We start from the raw sequence: 22,632 nt of genomic DNA on the forward strand, positions 1-22,632 counted from the left end.
CACTGACTGCCCCTATGCCAATTGGTGAGTTTGCAAATGATGTCTCCTGAACAGCAAATCGCTCAGCTGCGCCGGCAGCTGGAACAGTATAACTATCAATACTATGTGTTAGACGCTCCCAGTGTGCCGGATGCCGAATACGATCGGCTTTACCGCGAGCTGCAACAACTGGAACAGCAGCATCCAGAATTGATTACCGCCGACTCACCAACACAGCGGGTTGGTGGCGCCCCCTTAGCCAAGTTCTCCCAGGTTAGCCATCAGGTACCGATGTTATCGCTGGACAATGCGTTTGATGACAGCGATTTTCTGGCCTTTGTAAAACGGATGCAGGATCGGCTGGACTTTGCCGGCGATTTTAGCTTTTGTGCTGAGCCTAAGTTAGACGGCCTGGCGGTCAGTATCCGTTACGAACACGGCGTGTTAGTGCAGGCGGCAACCCGCGGCGATGGCAGCACCGGCGAAGATATTACCGCCAATATCCGCACCATCCGGGCGATCCCGCTGCGCTTAAGCGGTGAAGTACCGCCGGTACTGGAAGTGCGCGGCGAAGTCTTTATGCCGCTCTCTGGCTTTGAACGGCTGAACAACGATGCCAAGGCTCGCGGTGAAAAAGTCTTTGCCAACCCGCGTAACGCTGCTGCGGGCAGTTTACGGCAGTTGGATCCGGCCGTTACCGCGAAAAGACCGCTGATGTTTTATGCTTATGCAGTTGGTCAAGTAGAGGATCCTGAGTTACGGCTGAATAGCCGCTGCCATTATCAGCGGCTGCAACAGCTAAAAGACTGGGGCCTGCCGGTATGCCCGGAGATCCGCCTGGTTGAAGGTACAGCAGCAGCGCTGAGCTACTATCAGCAGATCCTGGCCAAACGCGCGGCACTGCCTTATGAAATTGACGGTGTCGTCATTAAGGTTAGTAATCTGGCGCAGCAACAGGCGCTGGGCTTTGTCGCCCGCGCGCCGCGCTGGGCCATTGCCTTTAAATTCCCGGCGCAGGAAATGCTAACCACCTTACTGGACGTGGATTTTCAGGTCGGTCGTACTGGCGCTATCACTCCGGTTGCACGGCTGGAGCCGGTTAATGTCGGCGGAGTGATGGTCAGTAATGCCACGCTGCACAATCAGGACGAAATAAACCGGCTGGGCGTACAAATTGGCGATAAAGTGATAGTGCGCCGCGCCGGTGATGTGATCCCACAAATTGTTGCCGTCGTTACCGAGCAGCGCCCGGCACAGACAAAGCCGGTCATCTTCCCCGAGGTCTGCCCGGTCTGTGGTTCAGCGGTGGAGCGGGTGAGTGGTGAGGCGGTGGCCCGCTGCAGTGGCGGTTTATATTGCGCGGCACAGCTGAAAGAATCGCTAAAACATTTTGTCTCGCGCAAGGCGCTGGATATTGAAGGTCTGGGCGATAAGCTGGTTGAGCAGTTAGTAGAGCAGCAACTGGTGAAAACACCGGATGCGATCTTTGAGCTGGATATGCCGTCTTTAGTTGGCCTGGAGCGGATGGGCGAGAAGTCGGCATTAAAGCTGTTAAATGCCATTAAAGCCGCGAAAAGCACCACCTTGCCGCGCTTTATTTATGCCCTAGGGATCCGGGAAGTAGGCGAGGCGACGGCGCTGAATCTGGCCAATCATTTTGCAAGCCTGGATGCCCTGATGGCCGCCAGTATCGAGCAGCTGTTAGCGGTTAGCGATGTTGGCACTGTCGTTGCTGAGCATTTGTATCATTTCTTCCGCGAGCCGCATAACCAACAGGTGGTCAGCGCCTTACTGGCGCAAGGCCTGCATTGGCCGGCGATAGCACTGCAACAGGTTACTGAACAGCCGTTAAGCGGCCAGACCATCGTATTAACCGGTACTTTGAGCAGTATGGGCCGCGATGAAGCCAAGGCGTTATTACAGCGGCTGGGGGCCAAAGTCTCCGGCTCGGTGTCAGCGAAAACTCATGCCGTGATTGCCGGCGAAAATGCCGGCTCGAAACTGGCGAAAGCCAGTGAATTACAGGTACCGGTCTGGGATGAGCAACAGATGTTGGATTTGTTTAAGCAGTATGGAGTCAGCCCGGATGCCTGATTGGTTAGTTAGCTTATTACTGGACTGGGGCGCCTTGTTTCGCCCCTATGTGCGCGATATGGCGCTGGCCATGGTGGCAACTACACTGGTGGTGTTTGGCGATACACTAAATCAAAGTGTACGCCGGCAAACCGCACACTGGCACTTTATCTGGCGCACCGCTATTTTTGTGCTGCTTTGTGCCTTTGGCTATGGCGCCCTGACGTTGTTTTTAACGCCGCTGGTGGCCAAGCAATTGGCGGGTTTAAGCAACCTCTGGCTACCCTGGGTGAGCCTGGCAGTCTTTGTGCTGCTGGGGATGCTGGCACAACGCAAGCGACAGGCATGAAAGACTGGCCTCTGCTGGATAAATACGGTCTGACGCCGATACCACAACGCTTTTACTGGTTGCTGGCGCTGCTGCTGCGTCCTTATTTAAGCTGGGTATTGGTATTGACCTTGCCGCCGCAGCAAAAAGATTTACTGAAACTGTTCTATCCGCAACAGCAGGACTTTTTGATTGCCTGTGTCATTGCCTTGCCGGTACTGTTGGTCGTGGCGGCACTAAGTCAACGCAGCGATAAACGCAGCGCCGCCTGGCGCGCCATCTGGCGCTACAGCCGCGGCTTATTATTTATCAGCTGCGCCGTCGATTTGGCTTACAGTATTTACGATTTACCGCCGGATGTGATCCTGGATGCGCCCTGGCGGCTGGTTGCGGTGTTTGGTCTGGGGCTGGGGCTATTCTGGCTGCTGCGCTCGAAAACCCTGCCGCGGATCTTTAGCGAATGGCCGGAGCCGGTAGAGAAATAAAGTACCGCGGCTCAGGCATTCATCGATAACGGCTGTTGCTTGCTTTTTAGCTGTTCATAACGACGTTGCTGCTCAGGTTTAAGGCTGGCGCCGGCGACAACCAGCTCACATTGTTGCAGCAAACGATAGCGCAGGTCTGGTGCGCACAGAGGTCTTGGGCTGGTTAGCAGGGTTTGCAGTAAGTTGAGTGCAATACCGGCATTCTTCGGCATCACCTTGTGTGCCAGAGCGAAGGCTTCAAACGCCTGCTCCCAATGTCCGCGTTGATAAAGCTGTACAGCGCTGTTGTTAAGCTCGCGCGGGCCTTGTTGCATTTGCCGGCGCTCGGTGACTTCCTGTTGCAGATAGGCGCCCAGCAGCGGATCGGGTTGTTGCTGTTTACAGTGCTGGCTGATTTGGCTAAACAGTTGTTCTGCCGCGTCGGTAAGCCCCACTTCATGCAGCGCCTTAGCCTTATCCAAGGCATCTTCCAGCGAGGTGATCGGCTGATCGGTTTTCAGATCGCGTAGCAGCGCTTTGGCTTTATCTTTGTGGTCCTGTAAATACAGCAAACGGGCCTGTACTACCTGATGTTGCTCCCACAAATCCTGCTTGGCAAACTGCTTTTGTAACGCCTGTAAGCTCAGATTTACCTGCCGGTTTAAGCGGCTGTGCTGCTCTTCATCTTCAGTGGCCAGCGCAAAATCAATACTGGCCCGCGCCAGATTCAAATACAGATCCGGCTGTTCAAAAGCCGAGTAACGGGCATATTTCACCATATCCCGTGCCGCCTGATACTGAGTTTCGTAATCATGATTCAGGCGGGATAACTGCAGTAATTTCTGCTGGCGCAGTAAATTTCGCGGCGCCAGCTCGGCGGCATCAATCAAATGCTGTTGGGCTTGCTGGTAATGCTGTTGTTTAAATTCCAGTTCCGCCAATAAGTCGAGCGCAAACAGCCGGCTTTCGCTGCGCAGTAATAACTCTTCCAGTAAGTTAAACGCCTGCTGTTCCTGATCTTTGGCGACAAAACACCGTACCAGCCCCATCTTGGCCCAGCTAAAGGGCTGAATACTCAGCATGGCGAGAAAGAAGTGTTCGGCATCGGTAAATTCTTGCTGTGCCAGCAGAATGTCGCCTTTCAGCTTTAACAGCAGCGGAAACCATTTACGTTGATTGGCATCAGCAAGTTGCTCGTCGATATAATTCAGCGCTGCCTGGTAATGCTGCGCATCCAGCAACTGATACAACGGGCGCAGTTGTTGTTTACGTTTTAGCACCCGTTCAATACGTAGCTGTAAGTCTTTAATTACAAAGGGTTTGGCTAGAAACTCGTCCGGCTGTAATTCAATAACACTGTGTACCAGGTTCGGATCGGTCTCGGCGCTGATAAAGATCACGGCACTGCTGTGCTTTTGCAGGCCACTGAATTTTAATTCGGCAAACAGCTGAAAGCCGTCTTTGCCATCGGCCTGGTTATACGAGCAGATAATAAGATCGAACAGGTTGTTACGGCACAGTGCCAGCGCCTGCTGTGGCCGTTCGGCAATGGTAATATTCTGATAACCCAGCTGCTCCAGCGTGTAGCGCAGGTAGCTTTGTGACAGGGGTTGCTCATCAATAATCAGGATGCGTTCGTCCCGCTTGGGTGCATTTTCCATTACAGGCTGGATCCGAGAACTTCGTCTAAAGCTACTATAGCAACTTTTTGCCTTGAGTTAACCGGGCAGGATCAATAAATAGGCGATTGCGCACTAAATCGGTACTCTGTATTTACCACTTTGTTCAAGATCTTGCGGCCAGAAGGATATTTTCCGTGATGCCTCACCGATATTAGTTAAGCTCTTAGCTGCGGTAGAATTTTCGTAACAGCAGCAGGGATGCTGCGGAGGCTGAAAGGGCACAGGGATGTGATCCTTGAAGCTGGTGGAGAAAATTGCTACCCAGCTAAGGGCGCTGCCCCAATCTCAACGCTACTGGTGCTCATCGTTACGCAGGTTCTATCTCGGTGCATCCGTCGGCTAAACGCGCCGTACAACTTTCCTGGGGCACGCCGTGAACCCATCCCTGGGGGCTCCCCTTTCGCATCCATGCGAAAGACGTCCCCAGAAAAGTGTACTCTGCATTTACCGCCTCGTTCACGATCGTGCCGCCAATAGTATATTGTCGTGATGCCTAACCGATGCTCTTTAAGCCCTTAGCTGCGGTAGAATTTTTGTAACAGCAGCAGGGATGCTGCGGAGGCTGAAAGGGCACAGGGATGTGATCCTTGAAGCCGGTGAAGAAAATTACTACCCAGCTAAGGGCGCTGCACTGGTCTGGACGCTAAGTGTTGGGGTTTGGTGGGATTTTACTGGGTTCGAACCAGTGGCAACCGTGTTTTTGTAAAAAGCGGGTGGTGCTCTCCCGGTTGGGATAACAATCTATTGGAATTTTTGCTTAAGAGTTTTGGTGGATTGTACTGGGTTCGAACCAGTGGCAACCGTGTTTTTGTAAAAAGCGGGCGGTGCTCTCCCAGCTGAGCTAACAATCCATGGGAGTATCGTAAATAGGAGCTTTGGTGGATTGTACTGGGTTCGAACCAGTGACCCCCGCCTTGTAAGGGCGGTGCTCTCCCAGCTGAGCTAACAATCCAAGGGAGTATTGCTGTATCGAGTTTTGGTGGATTGTACTGGGTTCGAACCAGTGACCCCCGCCTTGTAAGGGCGGTGCTCTCCCAGCTGAGCTAACAATCCATGGGAGTATCGCTGTGTAGAAAATATTGGTGGATTGTACTGGGTTCGAACCAGTGACCCCCGCCTTGTAAGGGCGGTGCTCTCCCAGCTGAGCTAACAATCCACGCTGCGATGGCGCACATTATAGGGAGCGTGATTTAGCTGTCAACTTTATTTTCGGGCAAAGCGCGCTGTATGCCGCAAAAGTAAACAGCATAGTGAAAAAAACCAGCTTTTGCCACTACGCCTCGGGTGCATCCGCCGGCGTGGATTGTTACAATACCGGCCTCTTAGCTTTTTGCCTGTCTGAATTGGAAAGATTATGTCATTAGTGACCCGTTTTGCACCCAGCCCAACCGGCTACTTACACGTAGGTGGCGCCCGTACTGCTTTATACAGCTGGCTGTATGCCAGAAAAAATGGCGGTAAATTTATTCTGCGTATTGAAGATACCGATCTGGAACGCTCAACCCAGGAATCGGTAGACGCCATTTTAGAAGGTATGCAGTGGCTGGGACTGGAACACGACGAAGGCCCGTACTATCAAACCAAACGCTTTGACCTGTATAAAGAAGTGGTGGCGCAGCTGTTGGCAGAAGGCAAAGCCTACAAGTGCTTCTGTACGGTAGAAGAGCTGGACGCGATGCGCGAAGCGCAAATGGCTGCCGGTGAAAAGCCAAAATATAACGGTATGTGGCGCGATCGCACTGATCATCCGGCCGACAAGCCTTATGTGATCCGCTTTAAAAACCCGCTGGATGGCGTGGTCGTGATTGATGATATGATTAAAGGCCGCATTGAAATTGCCAATGCTGAGCTGGACGATCTGGTAATTGCCCGCAGTGACGGCACCCCAACCTATAACCTGACCGTGGTCGTTGATGACTGGAAAATGGGCATTACCCATGTGATCCGGGGTGATGACCATGTCAATAACACCCCGCGGCAGATGAATATTCTGGCTGCACTGGGCGCTGAGATCCCAAAATACGCGCACGTACCGATGATTCTGGGCGACGATGGCAAGCGGTTATCAAAACGTCACGGCGCGGTCGGCGTTATGCAATATCGCGATAACGGCTTTTTACCGCAGGCACTGATCAACTATTTAGTTCGTCTGGGTTGGTCGCATGGCGATCAGGAAATTTTTAGTCTGGACGAGCTGGTACAGCTGTTCGACCTGTCAGCTTGTAATCGTGCCCCATCGGCCTTTAATACCGACAAGCTGATCTGGTTAAATCAACACTATATGAAAACCCTGCCGGCAGAAGAAGTCGCCAGCCATTTAGCCTGGCATGTTACCGAGCAAAAACTGGATATCAGCACCGGGCCAAGTTTAGCGCAGCTGGTGCAGGTACAGGCCGAACGGGTTAAAACCTTAAAAGAAATGGTGGAAGTCAGCCGCTATTTCTATGAAGACTTTAGCAGCTTTGACGAAGCGGCCGCCAAGAAACATTTAATTGCGGCAGCGGCGGAACCTTTGGCATTGTTACATGCCAAACTGGCTAAGTTAACCGACTGGCAGCCAGCGCTGATCCATCAGCAAATTACCGATACCGCCGCCGAACTGGCGCTGGGTATGGGTAAGGTGGGGATGCCGCTACGGGTGGCAGTAACAGGTGGCGGTAATTCACCGGCGCTGGATCTGACGTTACAACTGATTGGTCAGGCGCGCAGCCTGGCCCGCATCGAGCAGGCGCTGAGCTTTATTAAGCAGCACGCGGTCTGATGCACCGGCTCAGACCCGGTCTGAGCGGATACCTTAAGATGTGATAACGCCTGCGAGTTCAGGCGTTTTTAATTCACTTTGCGTGTAGATTAAAAAAAACTGAATATTAGATTAAACATGCCTGTTTTTTTATTGTTAGTCGTGGCCTTGCTGGCGTTTCAGGTCAGTGCCAATGAAGCGCCGGAAGAGGCCGAGCCTCTGGTACCTGAGTTACAGAACCTGGGGTTACTGGGCACCCTTACCGGCGATATTGAGCTGGGCTTTTTGTTTATCGATGGCAACACCGATGCACGCGGCTGGCGGGTAAACACCGAAATGGTGCATGAAAATGATTATTTCCGGAACCGCTATAATGTGCAGGGCCGGATCCAAAAGAATCAGTTTACCAACAGTGAAACCGGTGAAGTGCGCACCGAGGCCACGGTAAAACGCTATGCGTTGTCAGGGCAGAGTAACTATAAGTTTTTAAGCGGTTCTACCTCGTTCTTTGGCCGCGGTGCCTATGCCTACGATATGTTTGGTTCATTCCGGCAGGTCGGCTCGCTGGCAACAGGTTATGCTAACCGGGTGTATCAAAAGCAGGCCAATTATCTGGATCTGGAAACCGGCCCGGGTTTTGCGTATCGCGAGGGCGCTTCCGGCAGCACTTCTAAGGGTTTGATCTGGTTTTTGGCACTCAACTTTGAGCAGGAAATTTACAAAGGCAGCCGTTTCCGTCAAACCTTTGAGGGCAATGTGTCGGTCGATGGCGAAAACTCGGCTTATACCAGCCGCAGCGCTTTAACCGCGCAAATTAATGGCCGGCTGGCAATGCGTTTAAGTTTCTCGGTTAGCCACAACTCGCGGCCTGAAGGCAATTTGCAAACTACTGATACCGAAACCTCGGCGTCGCTGGTGTATCAATTCTAAGCAGTTTTTTGTAATCAATCTTTAACCAAAAAGCCACCTGGATGTCATTTGGCTTTCACATAGTCGTGTTCCAATTTCTGCGCCAATATTATAAATAACGCAGGAACCCTGACCATGACACAACCTAATCTCCCTGTTCAAATAGATAACTCCGGCCTGGAGCCCATCTCTAATACGTCTGCTAATCCGAGCTTTGGCGAGGTATTAGAACAACGGATGGCGCGGCGCAGCTTTTTAAAAGGCAGTTTGGCAGCAGCCGTGTCCGGTATTATGGGCGTTGGCTTAACCGGCTGTAATAGCAGCGATACCGCTGAGCCTTTGCCACCTGTTAGTGTGATCCCGGCACCGGCTTTTTTGGGTTTTGCTGCTATTGCGGCCAACCGGGTTGATGGCATTACCGTACCGGCGGGCTATAGCGCTAAGCCTTTCCTGGCCTGGGGTACTCCTATCACCGGCACCTATCCGAACTTTCTGGCGGACGCCAGTAACACAGCGGCCGAGCAGGCGATGCAAATGGGCATGAACCATGATGGCATGCATTTTTTCCCGATTGATGTGCGCAGCGGTGGCAACAGCTCCAGCGAAGGCTTGCTGGTGATGAACCATGAATATGTCGAACCGAATGTACTGCATCCGCAAGGACCGGTATTACCACGCCCGGCGGAACAGGTGGCCAAAGAGCTGGCGGCGCATGGTGTCAGTGTGGTGCATATTGAAAAAGCGGCCAATGGTGACTGGCGGGTCGTCAGTAACAGCCCTTTTAACCGCCGTATTACCGGTGAAACCCCCATGGAGCTGGCAGGCCCGGTACGAGGCCATGCCAAGGTAGTGACCAAATACAGTCCGGATGGCAGCCGTACCCGCGGCACCTTAAATAACTGTGCTCATGGTTACACGCCCTGGGGCACTTACCTGACGGCGGAGGAAAACTGGGCGGGCTACTTTATGAATAGCGATAGCCCCCAGGTTCGTGAGCACCGCCGCTATGGCGTTGGCAGCAGTAATGGCCGCTATTTCTGGGAAACGGCTACGCCAGCTGCAGATCGCTATCAGCGTTTTAATGCATCGACATTAGCAGCCAGTGCCGCTGAGGATTACCGCAACGAACCCAATACCTTTGGCTGGATCGTTGAAATCGACCCCTTTAATCCGGACAGTGTGCCGCAAAAACGCACCGCCCTGGGCCGTTTTGCCCATGAAGGTATCGTCTTTGCCAAGGTCACCGAAGGCGAGCCGTTAGTGGCTTATTCCGGCGATGATGCGCGGGATGAATATATTTACAAGTATGTGTCGAAACAGCCGTACTTCCGCAATACTGCCGGTGGGCATCTGCTGAATGACGGTACCCTGTATGTCGCCCGTTTTAACGCCGATGGCTCTGGTGACTGGCTGGCGCTGGATATTAACAATCCCGAGTTTGCTGCCAAGGCCGCTCTGGCCGGCGTAAGCTTTAGCGATCAGGCCGATGTGCTGCTTAATACCCGCCTGGCCGCCGATATAGCCGGCGCGACCAAGATGGATCGGCCAGAGTGGGGCGCAGTGCATCCGGAAACCTCGGAAGTGTATTTTACCCTGACTAACAATACTAACCGTACTGCGGCGCAGGTTGATGCAGCTAACCCGCGCGCCAACAATGCCACTGGCCATATTATCCGCTGGAAAGAGCGCGGTACCCTGGCCTCAAGCCAGTTTAACTGGGATATCTTCCTGCTGGCCGGTGACGTTGGTACCGCTACGCCGGGAACCAACCTGGTATTAACGGCAGATAACCACCACGCCAGCCCGGATGGTCTGTGGTTTGATGATAATGGCTTACTGTGGATCCAAACGGATATGAGTGGCTCTCAGCAAAGCAGCGGCCCTTATGGTAACAATGCCATGCTGGTTGCCGATCCGGTGAGCCGACAGATCAAGCGTTTCCTGGTGGGGCCAATTGACTGTGAAGTGACAGGGGTGATTATGACGCCGGATCAGCGCACTATGTTTGTGAATATCCAGCATCCGGGCGATCGTTCCAGCGTAACGAACTTTACCAGTAACTGGCCGGACGGTGGCAATAGCCGGCCGCGTTCAGCGACGGTGATTATTACCAAAGATGACGGTGGTATGATTGGGACCTAAGGTACTCCATTATTGACTGCACTAATAACGCAGGGGGCCTTGGCCCCCTGTTCTGCTTTTCATGTGACTAAGTAAATAGTGCGACTCAGTAAAACCTTAGTGTAATACCCGCGCTCTTAAGGTACCGGGAATGGCTTTTAGCTCATTCAGTGCCAGTTCGTGATCGGCCGAGTCAATATCAATCACCACATAACCAATTTCCTGCACAGTTTGCAGGTACTGGCCGGAGATATTGATATTATGCCGGGCAAAGGCTTCGTTGATCTTGGTCAGCATACCCGGTTGGTTTTTGTGGATATGCAGCAGGCGCGAGCGGCCTTTATGCTCTGGCAGCGACACTTCCGGGAAATTCACCGCCGACAGCGTAGAGCCATTATCACTGTATTTCACCAGTTTACCGGCGACTTCAAAGCCGATATTCTCCTGCGCTTCCTGAGTCGAGCCACCGATATGCGGGGTTAAAATCACATTATCGAACTGGCGCAGTGGCGAGATAAATTCTTCGTCGTTGCCTTTAGGCTCCACCGGGAATACATCGATGGCGGCGCCGGCCAGCTTTTTGCTTTGTAACGCGCTGGTCAGGGCATCGATATCAACCACAGTGCCACGCGAGGCATTGATCAGGATAGCACCGTGCTTCATCAGCTCCAGTTCGGCTTCGCCAATCATATTTTTGGTTTGTGGCGTTTCCGGCACATGCAGGCTGATCACATCGGATGTTTTCAGTAAGCTGCCTAAATCTACCTGTACCGCATTGCCCAGTACCAGCTTGTTTTCGATATCGTAAAACTGCACCCGCATACCGATATTTTCGGCCATAATGCCAAGCTGAGTACCGATATGGCCATAGCCGATAATGCCGAGCGTTTTACCGCGTGCTTCAAAGGAGTTATCGGCGGTTTTTAACCACTCGCCACGATGAGCCGCGGCATTACGCTGCGGAATACCGCGCAGTAACATAATAATTTGTCCCAGCACCAGTTCAGCCACCGAGCGGGTATTAGAAAAGGGCGCATTAAACACCGGGATGGCGCGTCTTAACGCCGCGTCCAGATCCACTTGATTGGTACCGATACAGAAGCAGCCGATCGCCACCAGCTTAGAGGCAGCTTCTAACACCTTGTCGGTAAGCTGGGTGCGCGAGCGAATGCCGATAAAGTGGGCATCTTTAATCCGCTCAATCAACTCGTCTTCCGGCAGCGAGGTTTTCAGATACTCGATATTGCTGTAGCCGTGGTCTTTAAAGGTTTGTACGGCACTCTGGTGCAGGCCTTCCAGCAGCAGGATCTTAATTTTGTCTTTTGCCAGCGAAAATTTTTCCATGGTCACTTCTCTTGTGCTTAATATAAATGCTGCCCGGTTGTCTTCACTGCCCCTTAAGCGGGGCTATTGTTATAAAAACAGTTCTATCAAAAGCTTTGCTTAGTGTTAACGCAGTACCTGAGTACCCTCAGCGCTACCTACCAAGACCAGATCGGCGGCGCGAGCGGCAAAAATGCCATTGGTAACAACACCGACGATATTATTAATCTGCTGCTCCAGCGCTAACGGCTCGCTGATATGTAAACCGTGCACATCAATAATCAGATTACCGTTATCGGTGACCACGCCTTCGCGTACTACCGGTTTACCACCCAGTTTTGCCAGTTCGCGGCTGACATAGCTGCTGGCCATCGGGATCACTTCAACCGGTAGCGGGAATTTGCCTAATACCTCAACCTGCTTGGTACTATCGACGATACAGATAAAGGTTTTGGCGACAGCGGCGACAATTTTTTCGCGGGTCAGGGCGGCACCACCGCCTTTAATCATTTGTTTAGCGGCGTTAATTTCGTCGGCGCCATCAACATAGACGCCAAAGCCGCTAATGCTGTTTAAATCCAGCACCGGAATGCCCAGTGCCTTTAAGCGGGCGGTAGATTGTTCAGAGCTGGAGACGGCGCCGGCGATTTGATCTTTGATCTCGGCCAGAGCGTCAATAAAGTGGTTTACGGTAGAGCCGGTGCCGACACCGACAATGGTCTGTGGCTCGATATAGGCCACGGCGGCGCGGGCCGCGTTGCGTTTCATTTCATCTTGCGTCATGGAGGGTTCGCTTTATGCGTTTAGCCATAAAGATGGATAGTATATCGGCTGCCAGAAAAAAAGACAGTGTTAGTTAGCGCGGATAATTCGCCGAGAAAAGCGGTGACTTATAAAAAAAGTGATTAAAAGCGTAGCAGTCGGCTGCCGGTCGCTACCGCATGCAGTGGCTGATCCCAGGGCTCGACGGGTAACTGCGGCACTTGTTGGCAATCATGCGCCAAACCAATTAGCCGGCAATGATGATTGGCGGCTAACTGCGACAGGGTACGATCATAAAAGCCACCACCCATGCCAAGGCGTTGCCCGAGGCTATCGAACGCGACTAAAGGGGTAAAAATCAGATCCAGCTGCTGCACCGGCAGTAGTTCAGCGCAGTTTAGTTTCGGCTCCGGAATACCAAAGCGGTTGGGTACTAATGGCGTCGTTGGCTGATAGTGCTGGAATATCAGATAGCCGGCACAAAACGGATGCAAAATAGGCAAATACAGCGTCTTGCCGGCCTGCCATAAGGCCTGGATTAGCGCCGTGGTATCTATTTCGCTGTCATTACTCAGATAGAGCGCGATATGTTGCGCCGCTAATACCTCAGCACAAGGGAGCAGTTGTCGCACTAATCCGATAGCTGCGTCCCGCTGCGCCTGAGCGCTTAGCTGTTGCCGCCGGTTACGGATTTCAGTTCGCAGTTGTGCCCGATTTAGCAATTTAGAACCCTTGCTGTCAGGAAGAAGAGAGTGTAGAAGTGTTCTCCGAAGTTGCCGTGCCCTGTATCAGCCCTTGAACCCAAGGTTCAAGGCGGAACGCCAATGGCCACCGTAGGCTTCCCAGTACTAGCCGGGCCTGCACAAAAGCGACGCAGAAACATCCCTTAATAAAACAATTATCGGCTCAGGGACATCGACAAAACACGAACAACCCAGAGAACGCCCTCAGTATAACACCGCTTTTATGCCGATGAGAAACAAAGCCCGGCAAAAAGCGGCCAACTGCTGCTTGTTTAGGCACAGGTTGGCGTGGCTCTGTAGCAGTGGTAGCATAAGCAGATATAAGTAAATAAGGGGCACTGTATGCCATTATCACTGGTACAAAGCTATGAGCGCTGGAGCGCAGCCCTGGATGCAGCCTATGTGATGGCTTCGGCCGCAGAATTGCATGGTTTAATCAGTGGCCTGCTGTGTGGCGGTATGCCAGCCGATGCCAGCGAGTTTTTGCCGGTGCTGCACGACTTTTTAAATGACGGTCAGGCCCTGCCTCAGGCGCTAAAAACCGACGTGCAGCAGCTGATCAGCAATACCTCACAAAGCCTGAGTGCTGCTGAATATGATTTCGCGCTGTTGCTGCCACATGACGATGATGCGCTGATTGAGCGGCTGGAAGCGATGGTGGAGTGGGCGCAGGCGTTTTTAGTCGGATTCTCGGTACAACAAACCGATTTATCGTTATTAAGCGAAGAAGTACGCGAAGCGATTAATCAACTTAGTGAAGTGACTAAGGTTGACCTTAGTACGCAGGACGATGCCAGCGCCGAAGAAAACGAAGAAGCCTATTTCCTGGTACTGGAGCATATCCGGCTGATGGTGTTTAGCTGCTACAACGAAGTCGGGCAGCGGCCGGCGGTAAAGGGCCCGTTAAATAAAACCTTACATTAAGGTCTGCTATGCAAATCGAAGTCTATCAGCAGCGGCGTCAGCAACTGCTGGCGCAACTGCCAGAGCGCTCTGTGGTATTACTGAGTGCAGCTGCCGAGCAAACTCGTAGCCGCGATACCGAATATCCGTTTCGGCAGCACAGTGACTTTTGGTATTACACCGGCTTTAACGAACCCGATGCCTTACTGATCATAACTAAAACCACCGCGGGTGAGTGTCGCAGCTTGTTGCTGTGCCGCGACAAAGACCCTTTTGCTGAAATGTGGCAGGGCCGGCGGCTGGGGCCAGCTGCGGCACTGACTACCCTGGGTTTAAATGCCGTTAGTCTAAGTGAGCGTAGCGCCAGCCTGCAGCAGGCATTAAATGGCATGCAGGCGGTGTATCTGAATTTAGGTGATGAACCAGCATTGCAGCAAGAAGTGCTGACCATTATGCAGGGGCTCAGACAGCGCGAAAAACGCGGTGAGCAGGCGCCGGTGGCGCTGATGGACCTTAGGCCTTATAGCAGTGAACAACGGCTGATAAAAAGTGCCGACGAAATTATGCTAATGCGCCGCGCTGGCCAAATCAGTACTCAGGCTCATCATCGCGCCATGCGCTTTTGCCATGCCGGCGGCTGGGAATATCAGTTAGAAGCCGAGATCCTGCATGAATTTGCGCTGCATGGTGCCCGTTTCGCGGCCTATAACACCATAGTCGGCAGTGGTGAGAATGGCTGTATTTTGCACTACACCGAAAATAGCAGCCAGCTGACTGACGGCGAGCTGGTATTAATTGATGCCGGCTGCGAGTTACAGGGCTATGCCGCTGATATTAGCCGCACCTTCCCGGTAAATGGCCGTTTTACCCCAGAGCAGGCGGCACTGTATCAGCTGGTACTGGCTGCGCAGCTGGCTTGCATCGAAGCCGTTAAACCCGGTTGCACCTTTGCACAGTTAAATGCCATTGCCGAGCAGGTGCTGACCAAAGGGTTGCTGGAATTAGGTATTTTGCACGGCGATTTGACCGAGCTCATTACCAGTAAAGCCTGTAAGCAGTATTTTATGCATGGTATAGGCCATTGGCTGGGGCTGGACGTACATGATGTCGGCGCCTATAAGGTCGCTGGTGACGATCGGCCGTTTCAACCCGGCATGGTGCTGACGATTGAACCCGGCCTGTATATCGCACCGGGTAGCGAGGCCGCCGAAAAATGGTGGGGCCTGGCAATCCGGATCGAAGATAATATTCTGGTGACCGCGGACGGCCATGACAACCTGACTACTGGCTGTGTCAAAACCCTGGCGGAAGTAGAAGCCCTGATGGCCAATCGCTAGCCTGACGCTCTGACAGTAATCAGTAACAGCATAAATACACAACAAATAAGGTAAGCCGTGCAAGTAACAAGCACTACCACAGTCGATTTTGATCTGGTGATTGCCGGTGGTGGCATGGCCGGCTCGATGCTGGCGCTGGCATTATTACGCCAGGCGCCGGCATTAAAGGTCGCCATTATCGAGCAGGCTGAAACGCCGGTATCCAAAGCCAGTTTTGATAGCCGCAGTATTGCGCTGGCGGCGGCCAGTGTCGAATTATTACAACGCTGGCAACTCTGGCCGCAATTGGCCCAGCAGGCCTGCCCAATCAAAACCATAGCGGTATCCGATCGTGGCCATTTTGGCAAAACCTGGCTTAGTGCCGACGAATACCGTTTGCCCGCCCTGGGGCAGGTGATCGAAGTGGAGCATATTGGTGCCGCGCTGTATCAGGCGTTAGCGGAACATCCGAATTTAAGCCGGCTACAGCCGCGCAGCATCGCCGCCATCGACAAACAGCAAGCTTGGCAACAGCTAACCTTAGATGACGGCGAGAGTGTGAGTACCCGCTTACTGGTGATCGCCGAAGGCGGTGCTTCCAATACCCGGCAGCTGGCCGGTTTTAGTTTAACGGAGCAGCCTTATCCGCAAGCGGCCATTATCGCCAATCTGGCGCTCAGCAGTGCGCATCAGTATAAGGCGTTCGAGCGCTTTACCGAGCATGGCCCTATTGCTTTATTACCGCTGACCCAAAACCGCTATTCGCTGGTCTGGACGGTTCCTCCGGAGCAGGTGCCAAGGTTACTGGCACTCAGTGACAACGAATTTCTAGCGCAAATTCAACAGGCATTTGGTTATCGGGCCGGCGTCTTTACTACAGTGGGCAGCCGCGCCGCTTACCCGCTGGTGTTAAAGCAAAGCCAACAGGTGGTGAATCACCGCACCGCATTGTTAGGTAACAGCTTGCATAACCTGCACCCTATTGCCGGCCAGGGCTTTAATCTGGCACTGCGAGATATTGCCTGTTTAAGCCAGCTGCTGGCAGAACAAGGTTTAGCCGATGCCGGTGGCTATGCGCTGCTGCGTGCCTATCAGCAGCAACGCCAGGCCGATATGCAGCAGGTGATTTGGCTGACCGACGCCTTAGTGCGCACCTTTTCTAACCGCTCACGCCTGGTGGCGCTGGCGCGTAATCTTGGCCTGACGGCGATGCTGCTGTGCGATCCGCTTAAGACGCCACTCGCGCGGCAAACTATGGGTTATGGAACTCTTTATGCAAAATCTTGATGTCACCATTGTTGGCGCCGGTAGTGCCGGCTTAACCCTGGCGCTGTTATTGGCAGAGCAGGGCTTAAAGGTGGCGCTGGTGGAAAAGGGCGCTGAGCCACTGCCGGCAACGCCTGCCTATTTGCGCGTAAGCGCCCTTAATCCGGCTTCACAACGGGTGCTGGCCCATTTAGGTGTGTGGGATGGCATAGCCGCGCAGGCCGCTGCTTATCAGCATATGCAGGTGTGGGATGCCGACAGCTTTGGCCGCATTCATTTTGCCGCCGAGCCACCACAGCCGGCAGATTTAGGCTGGATCTGCGATAACGAAGCGATTCGCCAGCAGCTGTATCAAAAAGTACAGCAACAGCCGGCGATCCACTGTTATTTTGGTGCCCAAATTCAGCAGTTAGTGCAATCGGAACGAGAGGTGCTGCTGCAACTGAGCAGTGGCGAGATCTTACTCAGCGAATTACTGGTTGGCGCCGATGGCGTAAATTCATACGTGCGCCAGCAGTTACAGTTACCCCTGACGCACTGGGACTATCAGCAGGATGCGATTGTGGCGGTGATCCACTGCGATGAACCACATCAGGCGACGGCGCGGCAGGTGTTTTTACCGACCGGGCCGCTGGCGCTGCTGCCGCTGCCGGATCCTAAGCATTGCTCTATTGTCTGGAGTGCTGAAACCAGCCGAGCCAGCGAACTGATGGCGCTGGATGATGCTGCCTTTGCGCGCGCCCTAACCGCCGCCAGCCAAAGTGTATTGGGTTGTTTAACGCTGACAACAGCGCGCAGCGTGCATCCGCTACGGATGCGTTATGCCAGTGACTGGGTACGTGGCCGTGTGGTGCTGGTGGCCGATGCAGCACATAGTATTCATCCGTTAGCCGGGCAGGGCATGAATCTGGGTTTAATGGATGTGACTGCCTTGGCTGAATTGTTAGGCAAGCAACAGCAGGCGGGTAAACCACTATTTGCCCCCCGCGTGTTACAGGCGTATCAGCGTTGGCGTAAGGCCGAAGCGCAAAGCATGATCGCGGCGATGGAAGCTTTCAAACGTGGTTTTAGTAATGAGCAGCCGGCATTAAAATTTTTGCGCGGCGCAGGTTTGCTGCTGGCCGATAAACTGCCTTTTGTTAAACAGCAGCTGATGGCACAGGCGCTGGGTAATAGCGGTGATTTACCGGCTTTAGCCAAACCATAGCTGTAGCAATTATTGCTGTCATAAATTTGCCTTAGTTTTTTTGGTAACCCCGGTTGTCGCATTACAAAAAGTAATCCAAATTGGGCTGTTTGCTGGCGGGGTGATCGGGTATAATCGAGCAGTATTTTTTAGTCAGACTGGTAGCAATATTGCGTAATAGGCTGATAACAAAGGTTTATTTGCCAAGCTCAATATTAAGCTGCCGGCCCGCATAATAAACAGGAAAAAATAATGGCTCAAAAAACCGCGTTACACGCCAGCCATCTGGCTGCTGGTGCGAAAATGGTCGATTTCTTCGGCTGGGATATGCCAATTAACTACGGCTCTCAGATTGAAGAACACCACGCCGTCCGTCAGGATGCCGGCATGTTTGATGTGTCGCATATGACCATTGTTGATTTAACCGGTGCCAATACCCGTAACTTCCTGCGTTATTTATTAGCCAACGACGTTGCCAAACTCACCACCCCCGGCAAAGCCCTGTACAGCGGCATGTTAAACAGCACCGGCGGCGTCATTGACGATTTAATCGTGTACTTCCTGCAAGAAGATTTCTTCCGCTTAGTAGTGAACTCTGCCACCCGCGAAAAAGACTTAGCCCATATCAACGCTGAAGCCAAAGCCTTTAATGTTACGGTAACCGAGCGTCCGGAATTTGCGATGATTGCCGTGCAGGGCCCGAATGCCAAAGCCAAGGTGGCAACCTTATTAACGGCGGAGCAGCAAGCGGCCGTCGCCGGCATGAAGCCATTTTTTGGCGTGCAGGCGGGTGATTTATTTATCGCTACCACCGGTTATACCGGTGAAGACGGTTACGAAATTGCGCTGCCAAACGAGCAGGCGGCAGACTTCTGGCAACAGCTGGTAACTGCCGGAGTAAAACCCTGTGGTTTAGGCGCCCGCGACACCCTGCGCTTAGAAGCCGGTATGAACCTGTACGGTCAGGATATGGACGAAACGGTATCACCACTGGCCGCCAATATGGGCTGGACCATTGCGTGGGAGCCTGGCGATCGTAACTTTATTGGCCGCACCGCGCTGGAGCAGGCCAAAGCTGCCGGCACCGCCAAGCTGGTGGGGCTGGTAATGGAGCAAAAAGGGGTATTACGCCATGGCCAGAAAGTGATCACTGCTGCCGGTGAAGGTGAAATTACCTCTGGTACTTTCTCGCCGACGCTGGGCTTTAGTATTGCGATGGCGCGGGTACCTTCCGCGACCGGCGATACAGCAGAAGTGGATATTCGCGGTAAACTGGTGCCGGTAAAAGTAGTAAAACCGGCCTTTGTGCGCATGGGTAAAAAACTGGTCTAAGTTTTATAGCTGGCCAAAAATAATACAATAACGATGCCGGCCTGCTGCCGGAAAGACCAGAGAGGCTTCACCTGGCCGTGCCTGTGCTAACAGGGCGGCAGGTGGCAAGAACACACAGCTAAGGAACTTACAATGAGCAACATTCCTGCAAACTTAAAATACGCATCCAGCCACGAATGGCTGCGCGCTGAAGGCGATGGCATCTACACCGTAGGTATCACTGAGCACGCTCAGGAATTACTGGGGGATATGGTATTCGTTGAATTACCAGAAGTTGGTGAGTCTGTAGCGCAAGGTGATGATGTTGCCGTGGCTGAGTCAGTAAAAGCGGCGTCAGATATTTATGCGCCGGTTTCAGGTGAAATTGTTGCCGTAAACGATGCCCTGAGCGACTCGCCAGAGCTGGTAAACAGCAGCCCGTACGAAGATGGCTGGATGTTTAAGATTAAAATCGCAGACGAAGCTGAGCTCGGCGCCCTGTTAGACGCCGCCGGTTATCAGAGCGCGATTGACGAAGCTTAATATTACGGCAGATCCTGCCACCCTAAAGCCCCGTAGATAACGGGGCTTTATGTTAGAAAGCACTACCAGGATAATGAGCATGACCCATACCGCTGTGAAAACCCTGACGCAACTTGCGAAACACGACGAATTTATCCAGCGCCATATTGGCCCGGATGCTGCCGAAACTGCCGCTATGCTGCAGGAACTTGGCGTAGACAGTATCGAGCAGCTGATTGCGCAAACTGTGCCGCAGAGCATTCGCCTGCCAAAACCTTTGGCCATTGGCGACAGCCGCACTGAAGTAGACGCCCTGGCGTATTTAAAGGCTGCTGCGTCAAAAAATAAAATGTATAAGTCTTACATTGGTATGGGTTACCACCCAACACTGACCCCGCATGTTATTTTACGTAACGTGCTGGAAAACCCGGGCTGGTACACCGCGTACACGCCATACCAGCCGGAAATTGCCCAGGGCCGTTTAGAGTCGCTGTTAAACTTCCAACAGTTATCTTTAGACTTAACTGGTATGGAACTGGCCAGCGCCTCGCTGCTGGACGAAGCAACCGCCGCTGCCGAAGCCATGGCGCTGGCCAAGCGCGTGACTAAGAGCAAGTCTAACCTGTATTTTATTGCCGACGACGTGCACCCACAAACTATCGACGTGGTAAAAACCCGCGCCGAAATGTTTGGTTTTGATATTGTGGTGGGTAAAGCCAGCGAAGCTGCTGAGCAGGACGTATTCGGTGCCTTATTACAGTACCCAACCACTAACGGTGATATCCGTAACGACAGCGCCTTAATTGCCGCGCTACAGGCGAAAAAAGCCATTGTTGCAGTAGCAACAGACCCAATGGCGTTAATGCTGTTAAAAGCACCGGGCGAGCTGGGTGCCGATGTCGTATTAGGCTCTATGCAGCGTTTTGGTGTGCCAATGGCCTTTGGTGGCCCACACGCTGCCTTCTTCGCCACCCGCGATGCTTATAAGCGCTCTATGCCGGGCCGCATTATCGGTGTATCGAAAGATCGCCGTGGCAATCAGGCACTGCGGATGGCAATGCAAACCCGCGAGCAGCATATCCGCCGCGAAAAAGCGAACTCGAACATCTGTACTGCCCAGGTATTACTGGCCAATATCGCCTCTTTCTATGCCGTGTACCATGGCCCGCAAGGCTTAAAAGATATCGCCGAGCGCATTCACCGCAGCGCCGATATCTTCGCTGCTGGCTTACAAGCCAAAGGTGTTGCCCTGGTGAATAGCCACTGGTTCGATACCGTGACCTTTAAGGTTGCTGATCGCGCTGCTGTTGTTGCCCGCGCCTTAGCCGCCGGTGTTAACCTGCGTACGGACGTGGCCGATAGCCTGGCGGTAAGCTTTAGCGAAGCCACTCAGGCTGCCGACATCGCACAGCTGTTTGATATCGTATTAGGCGCCGGCCATGGCGTAGACGTAAACGCCTTAGATGCACAGATCGTGGCTAATGGCTCAAGCTCTATCCCAGCCGATTTAGTTCGCACCTCTGCCGTATTAAGCCACCCGGTATTTAACCAGTATCACAGTGAAACTGAGATGCTGCGTTATATCAAAAAGCTCGAAAACAAAGACTTAGCGCTGAACCACTCGATGATTTCGTTAGGTTCATGCACGATGAAACTGAACGCCACCGCCGAGATGATCCCGATCACCTGGCCAGAGTTCGCGTCTCTGCACCCGTTCGTGCCACGCGATCAGGCCGAAGGTTACTACCAGATGATCAACGAGCTGGGCGACTGGCTGGTAAATATCACCGGTTACGACACTATCTCGATGCAGCCAAACTCAGGCGCGCAGGGCGAGTACGCCGGTATGGTGGCCATTCGTAAGTACCACGAAAGCCGTGGCGAAGGCCATCGTAATATCTGTTTAATTCCGGTATCGGCGCACGGTACAAACCCAGCTACTGCGGCCATGACCAACTACGAAGTTGTGCTGGTAGACTGCGATAAGTCAGGCAATATCGATATGGCCGACTTAAAAGCCAAAGCTGCCGAAGTAGGCGATCGCTTAGCGGCCATTATGGTGACTTACCCGTCTACGCACGGTGTATTTGAAGAAACCATCGCCGAGCTGTGTGAAGTGATCCACTCCTACGGCGGCCAGGTGTATATGGACGGTGCCAATATGAACGCGCAGGTGGGCTTAACCTCGCCAGGCTTTATCGGCTCAGACGTATCGCACCTAAACCTGCACAAAACCTTCTGTATCCCGCACGGCGGTGGTGGCCCGGGTATGGGCCCAATCGGTGTGAAGAGCCATTTAGCGCCGTTTTTACCTAACCATGCGGTCGTAAAAATCGACGGCACCGGCGCCAGCAATGGTGCAGTATCGGCAGCACCTTTTGGTAGCGCCGGCATTCTGCCAATCAGCTGGATGTATATCGCGATGATGGGTAGCGAAGGCTTAAAACAAGCCACTGAATTCGCGATCCTGAACGCGAACTACGTTGCCAAGAAACTGAACCCGCACTTCCCGGTGCTGTATGTTGGTACCCATGGCCGCGTGGCGCACGAATGTATTATCGATATTCGGCCATTAAAAGAAGCCAGCGGTATTACCGAGATGGATATCGCCAAGCGCTTAATGGACTTTGGTTACCACTCACCAACAATGAGCTTCCCGGTCGCCGGCACGCTGATGATTGAACCAACTGAATCAGAAAGCAAAGCCGAGCTGGATAAGTTTATCGAAGCGATGACGACCATCAGAGCCGAAATTGCCAAGGTAGAAGCCGGCGAGTGGACAGTGGATAACAACCCACTGGCTTACGCACCACACACCATGGCCGATATTCTGGACCCAAGCTGGGATCGCGCCTACGAGCGCACCTACGCCGCCTTCCCGGCGCAGTTTGTGGCAGAAAACAAGTTCTGGCCAACGGTTACCCGTATCGACGACGTCTACGGCGACCGCAACCTGATGTGTTCATGCCCAAGCCCGGAGGCTTACCGGTAATAAGTGTAAACG

General features: G+C 53.0%; 17 protein-coding genes, 4 tRNA genes and 1 other RNA gene. 13 read left to right on the plus strand and 9 right to left on the minus strand.

Annotated features, from left to right (window positions below; translation table 11 throughout):
• Positions 1-36 precede the first annotated feature (36 nt).
• From ligA to A9165_RS13905, 3 genes are read left to right on the plus strand one after another with little or no spacing between them, the layout of a single operon-like run.
• Complete coding sequence (gene ligA, locus A9165_RS13895; RefSeq protein ID WP_369799979.1) at positions 37-2,073, plus strand: NAD-dependent DNA ligase LigA; 2,037 nt, start codon at positions 37-39, stop codon at positions 2,071-2,073.
• On the plus strand, positions 2,066-2,401 hold the full coding sequence (locus A9165_RS13900) for a DUF3392 domain-containing protein (protein ID WP_065956344.1): 336 nt from the start codon (positions 2,066-2,068) through the stop codon (positions 2,399-2,401). Before ligA ends, A9165_RS13900 begins: the two co-directional genes overlap by 8 nt.
• Positions 2,398-2,865, plus strand: a complete 468-nt coding sequence (locus A9165_RS13905; RefSeq protein ID WP_065956345.1) for a DUF2919 family protein — start codon at positions 2,398-2,400, stop codon at positions 2,863-2,865. Before A9165_RS13900 ends, A9165_RS13905 begins: the two co-directional genes overlap by 4 nt.
• Positions 2,866-2,876: 11 nt before the next feature.
• Here A9165_RS13905 and A9165_RS13910 read toward each other — a convergent pair whose 3' ends face one another.
• From A9165_RS13910 to A9165_RS13930, 5 genes are all read right to left on the minus strand, one after another.
• On the minus strand, positions 2,877-4,505 hold the full coding sequence (locus A9165_RS13910) for a response regulator (protein ID WP_065956346.1): 1,629 nt from the start codon (positions 4,503-4,505) through the stop codon (positions 2,877-2,879).
• Between the two features lie 788 nt (positions 4,506-5,293).
• Positions 5,294-5,377: transfer RNA gene (locus A9165_RS13915), tRNA-Cys, on the minus strand.
• Between the two features lie 25 nt (positions 5,378-5,402).
• A tRNA-Val gene (locus A9165_RS13920) sits at positions 5,403-5,478 on the minus strand.
• Between the two features lie 25 nt (positions 5,479-5,503).
• Positions 5,504-5,579 (minus strand) — tRNA-Val (locus A9165_RS13925).
• A gap of 27 nt (positions 5,580-5,606) precedes the next feature.
• Positions 5,607-5,682 (minus strand) — tRNA-Val (locus A9165_RS13930).
• Between the two features lie 198 nt (positions 5,683-5,880).
• Here A9165_RS13930 and gltX point away from each other — a divergent pair.
• The 3 genes from gltX to A9165_RS13945 all read left to right on the plus strand — a co-directional run bounded on the left by gltX (position 5,881) and on the right by A9165_RS13945 (position 10,317).
• A complete protein-coding gene (gene gltX / locus A9165_RS13935; protein ID WP_065956347.1) occupies positions 5,881-7,287 on the plus strand; it encodes a glutamate--tRNA ligase in 1,407 nt (468 codons plus the stop codon).
• A gap of 117 nt (positions 7,288-7,404) precedes the next feature.
• The gene (locus tag A9165_RS13940; protein ID WP_065956348.1) at positions 7,405-8,196 is read left to right on the plus strand and encodes a YdiY family protein; all 792 of its coding nucleotides are present in this window, start codon (positions 7,405-7,407) and stop codon (positions 8,194-8,196) included.
• A gap of 114 nt (positions 8,197-8,310) precedes the next feature.
• Positions 8,311-10,317 (plus strand): PhoX family phosphatase, encoded by a 2,007-nt coding sequence (locus A9165_RS13945; protein ID WP_065956349.1) that lies wholly within the window; start codon positions 8,311-8,313, stop codon positions 10,315-10,317.
• 96 nt (positions 10,318-10,413) lie between these two features.
• Here A9165_RS13945 and serA read toward each other — a convergent pair whose 3' ends face one another.
• From serA to ssrS, 4 genes are all read right to left on the minus strand, one after another.
• Complete coding sequence (serA, locus tag A9165_RS13950) at positions 10,414-11,640, minus strand: phosphoglycerate dehydrogenase (RefSeq protein ID WP_008607690.1); 1,227 nt, start codon at positions 11,638-11,640, stop codon at positions 10,414-10,416.
• Between the two features lie 105 nt (positions 11,641-11,745).
• The gene (gene rpiA, locus A9165_RS13955) at positions 11,746-12,402 is read right to left on the minus strand and encodes a ribose-5-phosphate isomerase RpiA (RefSeq protein WP_008951555.1); all 657 of its coding nucleotides are present in this window, start codon (positions 12,400-12,402) and stop codon (positions 11,746-11,748) included.
• Positions 12,403-12,524: 122 nt separating this feature from the next.
• Positions 12,525-13,103: a 5-formyltetrahydrofolate cyclo-ligase gene (locus A9165_RS13960; protein ID WP_065956350.1), complete on the minus strand. Its 579-nt coding sequence runs from the start codon at positions 13,101-13,103 to the stop codon at positions 12,525-12,527.
• Positions 13,104-13,141: 38 nt separating this feature from the next.
• Positions 13,142-13,325: non-coding RNA, 6S RNA (gene ssrS / locus A9165_RS13965), on the minus strand.
• Between the two features lie 141 nt (positions 13,326-13,466).
• Here ssrS and A9165_RS13970 point away from each other — a divergent pair.
• The 7 genes from A9165_RS13970 to gcvP all read left to right on the plus strand — a co-directional run bounded on the left by A9165_RS13970 (position 13,467) and on the right by gcvP (position 22,620).
• On the plus strand, positions 13,467-14,048 hold the full coding sequence (locus A9165_RS13970) for a UPF0149 family protein (RefSeq protein WP_065956351.1): 582 nt from the start codon (positions 13,467-13,469) through the stop codon (positions 14,046-14,048).
• A gap of 8 nt (positions 14,049-14,056) precedes the next feature.
• Positions 14,057-15,364 carry a Xaa-Pro aminopeptidase gene (gene pepP, locus A9165_RS13975; RefSeq protein ID WP_065956352.1) on the plus strand — a complete coding sequence of 436 codons (1,308 nt, stop codon included), beginning with the start codon at positions 14,057-14,059 and terminating at the stop codon, positions 15,362-15,364.
• A gap of 57 nt (positions 15,365-15,421) precedes the next feature.
• Entirely contained in the window at positions 15,422-16,630 is a 1,209-nt protein-coding gene (gene ubiH / locus A9165_RS13980) for a 2-octaprenyl-6-methoxyphenyl hydroxylase (RefSeq protein ID WP_065956353.1), read from the plus strand.
• Positions 16,617-17,816 carry an FAD-dependent oxidoreductase gene (locus tag A9165_RS13985; protein ID WP_065956354.1) on the plus strand — a complete coding sequence of 400 codons (1,200 nt, stop codon included), beginning with the start codon at positions 16,617-16,619 and terminating at the stop codon, positions 17,814-17,816. The genes ubiH and A9165_RS13985 overlap by 14 nt, the downstream gene beginning before the upstream one ends.
• 231 nt (positions 17,817-18,047) lie before the next feature.
• Positions 18,048-19,127, plus strand: a complete 1,080-nt coding sequence (gcvT, locus tag A9165_RS13990) for a glycine cleavage system aminomethyltransferase GcvT (RefSeq protein ID WP_065956355.1) — start codon at positions 18,048-18,050, stop codon at positions 19,125-19,127.
• Positions 19,128-19,259: 132 nt separating this feature from the next.
• Positions 19,260-19,649, plus strand: coding sequence for a glycine cleavage system protein GcvH (gene gcvH, locus A9165_RS13995; RefSeq protein WP_065956356.1), 390 nt, complete (start codon positions 19,260-19,262; stop codon positions 19,647-19,649).
• Between the two features lie 79 nt (positions 19,650-19,728).
• Positions 19,729-22,620: an aminomethyl-transferring glycine dehydrogenase gene (gcvP, locus tag A9165_RS14000; RefSeq protein WP_065956357.1), complete on the plus strand. Its 2,892-nt coding sequence runs from the start codon at positions 19,729-19,731 to the stop codon at positions 22,618-22,620.
• Positions 22,621-22,632 lie beyond the last annotated feature (12 nt).

It is taken from the genome of Alishewanella sp. HH-ZS (assembly GCF_001704375.1).
Taxonomy (GTDB): Bacteria; Pseudomonadota; Gammaproteobacteria; order Enterobacterales; family Alteromonadaceae; genus Alishewanella; species Alishewanella aestuarii.

Coding starts and splice junctions, on each gene's coding strand:
- ligA (WP_369799979.1), top strand. CDS start 37: ATGATGTCTCCTGAACAGCAAATCGCTCAGCTGCGCCGGCAGCTGGAA.
- A9165_RS13900 (WP_065956344.1), top strand. CDS start 2,066: ATGCCTGATTGGTTAGTTAGCTTATTACTGGACTGGGGCGCCTTGTTT.
- A9165_RS13905 (WP_065956345.1), top strand. CDS start 2,398: ATGAAAGACTGGCCTCTGCTGGATAAATACGGTCTGACGCCGATACCA.
- A9165_RS13910 (WP_065956346.1), bottom strand. CDS start 4,505: ATGGAAAATGCACCCAAGCGGGACGAACGCATCCTGATTATTGATGAG.
- gltX (WP_065956347.1), top strand. CDS start 5,881: ATGTCATTAGTGACCCGTTTTGCACCCAGCCCAACCGGCTACTTACAC.
- A9165_RS13940 (WP_065956348.1), top strand. CDS start 7,405: ATGCCTGTTTTTTTATTGTTAGTCGTGGCCTTGCTGGCGTTTCAGGTC.
- A9165_RS13945 (WP_065956349.1), top strand. CDS start 8,311: ATGACACAACCTAATCTCCCTGTTCAAATAGATAACTCCGGCCTGGAG.
- serA (WP_008607690.1), bottom strand. CDS start 11,640: ATGGAAAAATTTTCGCTGGCAAAAGACAAAATTAAGATCCTGCTGCTG.
- rpiA (WP_008951555.1), bottom strand. CDS start 12,402: ATGACGCAAGATGAAATGAAACGCAACGCGGCCCGCGCCGCCGTGGCC.
- A9165_RS13970 (WP_065956351.1), top strand. CDS start 13,467: ATGCCATTATCACTGGTACAAAGCTATGAGCGCTGGAGCGCAGCCCTG.
- pepP (WP_065956352.1), top strand. CDS start 14,057: ATGCAAATCGAAGTCTATCAGCAGCGGCGTCAGCAACTGCTGGCGCAA.
- A9165_RS13985 (WP_065956354.1), top strand. CDS start 16,617: ATGCAAAATCTTGATGTCACCATTGTTGGCGCCGGTAGTGCCGGCTTA.
- gcvT (WP_065956355.1), top strand. CDS start 18,048: ATGGCTCAAAAAACCGCGTTACACGCCAGCCATCTGGCTGCTGGTGCG.
- gcvH (WP_065956356.1), top strand. CDS start 19,260: ATGAGCAACATTCCTGCAAACTTAAAATACGCATCCAGCCACGAATGG.
- gcvP (WP_065956357.1), top strand. CDS start 19,729: ATGACCCATACCGCTGTGAAAACCCTGACGCAACTTGCGAAACACGAC.